At 34.3% G+C, this 7,293-nt stretch carries 6 protein-coding genes; all 6 read left to right on the forward strand.

Annotated features, from left to right (window positions below):
• Positions 1–692 precede the first annotated feature (692 nt).
• The 6 genes from BBH99_RS06655 to BBH99_RS06680 all read left to right on the forward strand — a co-directional run bounded on the left by BBH99_RS06655 (position 693) and on the right by BBH99_RS06680 (position 7,229).
• The gene (locus tag BBH99_RS06655; protein WP_066693680.1) at positions 693–3,686 is read left to right on the forward strand and encodes a sensor histidine kinase; all 2,994 of its coding nucleotides are present in this window, start codon (positions 693–695) and stop codon (positions 3,684–3,686) included.
• Positions 3,687–3,692: 6 nt separating this feature from the next.
• Entirely contained in the window at positions 3,693–4,304 is a 612-nt protein-coding gene (locus BBH99_RS06660) for a response regulator transcription factor (RefSeq protein ID WP_066693682.1), read from the forward strand.
• 121 nt (positions 4,305–4,425) lie between these two features.
• Positions 4,426–5,664 carry an MFS transporter gene (locus BBH99_RS06665; RefSeq protein WP_228390756.1) on the forward strand — a complete coding sequence of 413 codons (1,239 nt, stop codon included), beginning with the start codon at positions 4,426–4,428 and terminating at the stop codon, positions 5,662–5,664.
• A 158-nt stretch (positions 5,665–5,822) separates the two neighbouring features.
• Positions 5,823–6,236: a hypothetical protein gene (locus BBH99_RS06670; RefSeq protein ID WP_066693684.1), complete on the forward strand. Its 414-nt coding sequence runs from the start codon at positions 5,823–5,825 to the stop codon at positions 6,234–6,236.
• 203 nt (positions 6,237–6,439) lie between these two features.
• On the forward strand, positions 6,440–6,643 hold the full coding sequence (locus BBH99_RS22725) for a hypothetical protein (protein ID WP_228390757.1): 204 nt from the start codon (positions 6,440–6,442) through the stop codon (positions 6,641–6,643).
• Between the two features lie 151 nt (positions 6,644–6,794).
• Positions 6,795–7,229, forward strand: coding sequence for a hypothetical protein (locus BBH99_RS06680; protein WP_083188766.1), 435 nt, complete (start codon positions 6,795–6,797; stop codon positions 7,227–7,229).
• Positions 7,230–7,293: the final 64 nt, after the last annotated feature.

Here is a 7,293-nt window from a genome sequence, read left to right on the forward strand (position 1 = left end):
TCAATCAAAAAAAAAGATCTCATGAGGAGACCTTTATTTTCTTGAGATAAATCATTTGTGTTCTTAGAACTTTTATTGCAATAAGCAAGCTTCTTTTATCACTGTGGGAACTGTTTGCAAAAATAAATAGTCTGTGGTATCTGATCAAAAAAAAACTGTAGAATAAACATCATATTTTTGTAAAACTTTTACTACATAGTCTAATAAAAAAATCTATTAGCAAGACAATATAGGAAACAGCAAATAAGCAGCAGAGTTATTTTTATATTCCAATAATAACATCCGGCAACCTTCTCCTTATATCTTGCCTGATACTATGAGCTTTCATAAGGTAGTATTTTCTAAAAAATTGAAATATCAGATATTCGTATGTTTTATTATATGTGATTGTGTGAAAATTATCACAGCATGTAGAAATATTACTACAAAATAGTCGACTTATATCAGTGTCACTATCAGTAAATACCGACAAAACTTATAATAAAACAAATCAAAACATGCTGATTTATCTATATAATTTCATTATTTTTACACCATCAAACGAAACCATTTAACACTTAAAGCACAGAGACAAAAAAATTAATGACAAAAATTTATTTCCAATCATTCCTACCCTTTAAAAAAACTTCGACTTTTAGAAAAACTATTATTAACCGTTTTTTGCTTTAGCAAGAGACACAGATCAGTTTTGCATGAGAGTTTGGGCATTGTTTTTTACTTGCTTATATTTCAACATATACGGACAGCGCTATACTTCTACCTGGTATAATATTGACAATGGACTTCCACAAAGCAGTGCAAAGGCTATTGTTAAGGATAAGTATGGTTTTATCTGGATCGCCACTGAAAATGGCCTTGTACGGTATGATGGAAGCTCCTTCATTACGTTCAATAATTTTAGAATCAACAACCTTCATTTTGGTGAATTCATTGGTGACCCTTCTCGGGACAGCATTACCGTTCTTAATGATTTCCAGGAGAACAAGGTCATTATTAAAAATAGATTTCCTAAACTGACAGAGCTTCACAGCAGTGATAGAATAACTTTCACAATGGGAAATGAATTTGTGCACCGGGTTGCCAATAACATTCTGGCCTGTAATTTTTACAATGATATACAGTATGTTGTAAGGCTTAAGAATTCAACCTACCATTTCACTGAAAATAACCTTATCATTTATAAAGATAATAAGGGAAATGAAATAAAAATATCTATTCCATTTTCCAATAAGGATCTGAACAATATGTTCGTATTTAATGAAGTTCTTTTTATTAATGATATAAAACACAGGAAAACTTATTCTATTGATAACGGAAAAGTTTCTGTTCAGGATAAGCCGAATCTTTTTAATGACCCTAACACAAGAATCTATTGGCAACAGATTACCAATCAGACTTTTGTCATCAATCATAATGATATTTACATTGTAACGGGAAACTCCAATATACCTTCGCTTAAATTTCTTGTTACGTACAATGAAATAGGAAGTCACTCCTATTGTTCTATGTTTTATGGCTGGAAATTCAACAAGCTTTATCTCGGAACTTTAAACAATGGACTAAATATTCTGAAGTTATCGGATTTTTATGTGGCTAAAAAGAAAGAGGACTTCTCCAACAATGTTTACTACGCTTCTCTACCCTTCAGTAAGAGTACCATCATTGCAGAAGATGGAACAGAGTTCGGAAGGGACGGAATAGTGAAGAAGTATCCTTTTGGTAATAATGACAATTATCTGATGATGTACGACAAGGCGGGAAACATCCTGATCAGGAAAAGAAGCAGCGTCATTAAATTCTACAAAGATTCCGGTTATAAAAGAAAGGATTCTACTTTTATAAGACAGGGGTTTCAGGCTTTTTTACAGAGCGGAAATCTTTATGGGGCTTCATTTTCGGATTCTTCGAAGAGTCAGCTTCAGATATTTAAGAATGATCCATTTTCAAAACCGGATTATACCTATGAGTTTAATAGTTTTGTCAATACTTTCTTTCAGTACAATGAAAACGAAATCTTAGTGGGTAGCAGTGATGGTCTGTATTCTATTATATTGGGAAGCAAAACCATAGCTCCTGTTCATAAAAACATTCATGTTAAGAGTATCATCAGAACAAAGGATAATCTGATCTGGGTAATGACCAATAAAAGTGGTTTTTATCTTTTCAGAGACGGAAAGCTCATTAAAATGCCTACCGACAGAAGCAGCTACCTTATGTCGGCCCATTATATTCTGGAAGACAAAAAGGGGTTCTACTGGATATCTTCCAATAACGGGCTTTTTAAAGTTCCTAAAAAACAGTTGCTTCAATATGCACAGGATGGGAAAAGTCCTGTTTATTATTATCGTTTTACTAAAAGGGATGGTTTCCTTACCAATGAATTCAACGGTAGTTCACAACCTAATGCCTATGCATTGGAAAATGGAGACTTTGTGTTTCCTTCAATGGATGGATTTGTATTTTTTAATCCGGAAACTGTCAGAACCTTCTATCCGGACCCTAATAAGATTTATATAGAAAGAGTGAGGATCGGAAATTCAGAGCCTCAATATTTTCATCATATCCTTGATCTTCAAAAAAATTATAAAACAGCAGATATTTTTATTGATATTCCTTATTATTCCAATCTGGAAAACCTTTATTTAGAGGCAAAAATATCCGGAAATGAAAATTCTGAATGGGAACCTGTCACTACCGGAAAAGAGCTAAAGTACAACGTCAGCAATCTCGCACCCGGAGATTATACACTGAGCGTAAGAATGTTAATTTCACCGGATGGCCAATTTATTCAAAAGTCTATCCGCTTCAAAATTCAGCCGTTCTTTTATCAGACGTTGTTATTCCGTGTTTCCATATCCATTGTCATTTTACTGATCATCATTGTGATTGTTCAGCTGATGACCAATTTTTTAAGAATAAAAAACAGAGTACTGAAACAGATTGTCCACAATAAAAATTCGGAGTTAAAGGAAACATCTTTAAATCTTGAGGTGGTAAAAAGTGATTTACGAAAGGAAACTGAATATCAGAAAAAACTGGTGGAGACCATTAGCCATGATATTACCACTCCTATCAGGTTTATTGCAATGCTTTCCCAGAAACTTCATGAATCTGATGATCTGGAGCTTCAGAAAAAGTATTTTGACAGTATTTATAAATCTTCTGAACAGCTTTATCAGTTCACCCTGAATCTGAAAGAATATACTGAACTTTATAAAGCTGAGAATATTTTTGAGGAAGAGGAATATCTGGTGAACAGGATTTTGGAGATAAAGAAAAAACTGTTCTGCGAAATTGCAAAAGAAAGAGGAACAAAGATTATTAATATTGTGGAGAACAATGTGTATTCCAGTGTTAATGAAAGCATTTTAACAGCTATTATCCATAATATTCTTGATAACGCGGTAAAAAATACCTTTGATGGGGAGATACACCTTAATGCAATAGAAATTAATCAGAAAATCACCATAACAATCTCTGATACGGGAGCAGGTATGCCGGATGAACAAATTAATATGTACATGGATTTATTCAAAAATCCTAAACTGGAGACTCCAAGCTTTAAAGGAAAAGGCCTTGGACTGCACATGGTTATTCATTTGGTAAAAAAAATAAATGCTGAAATCAATTTCAGACATAACCAACCTCAGGGAACAATTGTGGAATTAATGCTCAATAAAAACTAATTTACTATGAATGAAAGAATCTTAATTGCTGATGATCACTATGTAGTCAGGGCAGGAACCGCATTGGTCCTGGAATCCGGTTTTCCGGAACTGAAGATAGATTTCGCAGAGGATTACGCAGAGGTAAAGAAGATGTTGGAGTCCCAAGATTACAGTCTTTTGATTCTAGACATTGATATGCCTGGTACTCAATATAAAAAAATGATCTCTGAACTTAAAGCCATACAGCATAATATTAAAATCCTTGTATTTTCGGGATATGATAAGGATGTAGCCATACAATATATCCGGGAAGGAGCTGAGGGCTACCTGAACAAACAAAGCAGCGAGGAAGAAATTAAAAATGCAGTACGGTCTGTTATTGAAAAAGGGTATTTTTACCCGGCAGAACTGATAGGGCTTATCATTCAAAATAAAAAAAGCAATCCCGCAGAAAAGCTGTCGTCACGGGAATATGAAATCTTTAAGCTTTTAGCAGACGGAAATGGAAACCTTGAAATTGCTAACAGGCTCAACATTCAGATGTCAACAGTAAGCACTTACAAAAAAAGGATCTTCCAGAAATTAGATGTAGCCAATATTGCAGAACTTATCAAAGTATATGAAATGATGCACTGATGAATAGGTTAGAAAATTTAAAGAGGGAAATTATTGAATGATTTTTACAATTAAAAAATATTCAGGAAATTTACAGCATCCTATTTTCTAAGAAATCTCTGCATTATAATTGCAAAATATTATGAATCCATTGGAAAAAGCAGATCAAGGAAGCCAACGTTTCCGATATATTAAACTTTGTATTTTCTTTTCCGGACTTTCGGTATTTGCTCAGCTTTATCTTTTTCAGCCTATGCTGCCCATGGCTGCAGAACATTTTAATGTATCTGTTGGAGACACTTCCCTACTGGTTTCATCATCCACCATCGGAATGGCATTGGGATTATTATTCTTTGCCTTTAAAGCAGACAGCTACTCAAGAAAGCGGCTGATGACTTTTTCATTAATCTCATCTGCCGTATTAACTATTATTTCAACATGGATTCCTAGTCTCAGCCTCCTGATTGCTATTGGGATTTTTAAAGGATTTGTAGTTTCCGGAGTTTCAGCAGTTGCTCTGGCCTATCTTACAGAAGAAGTAAACACGGCAGCTATAGGTGCTGCCATTAGTATGTATCTTAGCGGGAATACTATTGGCGGCATGAGCGGTAGAATTTTGGCTACTATTCTGGCCGGCGAATTAGGCTGGCGTAACGCGGTTCTTGTAATCGGGATAGAAAGCCTGATCCTGGGTATTATCTTCTGGAAACTTTTTCCTGAATCCCAGTTTTTCAATCCACAGAAAACAGATTATCACCTTAAGATAAAACAAATGAAGTTTTTCCTCACCAATCCTTATATGCTTCGGTTGTATCTTATTGCAGCCCTTGTTATGGGAGTCTTTGTGAGTGTTTATAATTATCTGACTTTCAGATTGGAGGCACAACCATTTTCTTTAAGCCATTTTATCATTGCTTTTATATTCCTGATGTATATCTTTGGGGTTTTTGGGACGATGACAGTGGGACGACTTTCCAAAAAAATACCAGCAGATACTATTTTAAAAGGTTCTATTCTCAGTATGCTGGTAGGTGCTTTATTATTACTATCCGAAAACCTTTATATCCTTATTTTTGGGCTTGGATTATTTACTTTTTCTTTTTTTGCAGCACATACCATGGCCAGTCAGATGGCAGCCCTCTATGCCAAAAGAGGTAAATCTTCAGCAACATCTATTTACTGGCTGTTCTATTACTTTGGATCCAGTATTCTGGGAAGTGGCACCGGATATCTGCTCCACTCCTACTCCTGGAACATTTTTATTGCATTTCTCATTTATTTCTGTCGTGGTTGCACTTCTTCTGGCAACGGCCAATACTTCTCCAAAAGACAAAAAAAACTAATACCACACACATACCACATTTGTTTAGGAAGAAAATAACATTAACCGGCTTTCCTCCTTTCATTTTAACATACTCTTAATTTTTTCTATTAAAAATTTAACCTAATCTTCACGAAAACATGGCCTTACAATACGATGCAAGGCATAATATTTGATACTTTATAAAACACCATATCATCACTAAAATTCAAAATATTATGAACGTAGCAGATCTTAAAATCAAAAACTTAGTCGAGTACAAAAATCAGATTTACACGATCACTGAGATTTTTCAGAGTATAGAGCAGGAATATTTTGTTAAAATTGAAAATGATATCCACAGTATTTCAGTTCCGGCAGACTCTATCAGGCCTATCAAAATCACAGAAGAATGGCTTGAGAAATTTGGTTTTTCAAAAACTTACAGTTCTGATCAGAGCATAAGATATGAAAGACCGGAATCTTTTATCAAATACGATATCGACCTGAGTTCCAGAAAAATACTGGAAGGACTGAAAATTTATGGAAATACCATTAAATGTAAGTATATCCACGAGTTCCAGAATATTTTCTCTTGTTTATTTGGTAAAGAACCTGCATTGCATTTTGGATACCTGAAAACAGAGTCATAGTTAAATAGTTCTTAATTATCGGAAACCACAATTTGTAAAGCCAAATTGTGGTTTCCTTTTTTTAAAATGAATAATAAAATCGTTCAGAGCTGAGATTATTATTGAAGAAAACTTATCCGTTGTTTTAAATTCCGAAAAATTCACCATACGTAAATCATTCATTTCATGGATATTTGTACTTACTCAATATAAAAAACACCGATATGATTTTAAAAATTATTAATTCAATTCTTATTCTTACCGCTGTTTTCATGGGCTTTAAACAAGGAATTGCCATGATTTCAGGAAAACCTGAAATGACTGCGATGTTCGGGAAATGGGGCTTTGATAAAACCGGACTAATAATTAACGGTGCGGTTACTATTCTTGCTTCCATACTGATTTTATTTCCCAAAACATTTGTCTGAGGAAACTTTTTGATGGCCGCAGGTATTCTGCTCATCATCTGTTTTCATCTTATGGATAAAGATTTTAAAGGAGTACTCATAGAGCTTCCTTTTCTTTTTTTAAACCTGTTGATTATTTATCTTCAACATCCACTTAAAAATTAGCTTTGATATGAACTCTTTCAATTTTGCTATAGTATTGGCTATAGGTCTTTCAGGTACAGCCTGTGCCCAACAAACAGTCAAAGAAAAACAAGCTTCAGCATCAACTTCAAAAAAACAACAGACAATGGATTTATCAAAAATAACAGACCCACAGGTAAAACAAGCTATAGAAGCCCTTCAAACAGGAGATAAAAGCTGGTACAGCTTCTTCACTGAGAACCCTGCTATGACGGATGATGGCAATAAAGTAGATTTTAAATCCTTTTTTGTCAATGCACTCGGCAAAGAGCTATTCCTCAGTATAGACCGTGTTGAAAATGAAGGTAAGGATATTCACGGGAATTTTAAAGCCGGACAATGGGGAACTTTTCCTGTATTTTTCAAATTTCATAAGAATTCCGAAGGAAAGTTTGACCGATTAGACATTGGACAGGATAAATAAAAGTTTCAAAAAATATAAAAGGCTGCCTCACTTTGAGACAGCCTTTAAGCACGTATCTAAAAAT

The sequence above is a fragment of the Chryseobacterium contaminans genome (assembly GCF_001684955.1).
GTDB classification, from domain to species: domain Bacteria; phylum Bacteroidota; class Bacteroidia; order Flavobacteriales; family Weeksellaceae; genus Chryseobacterium; species Chryseobacterium contaminans.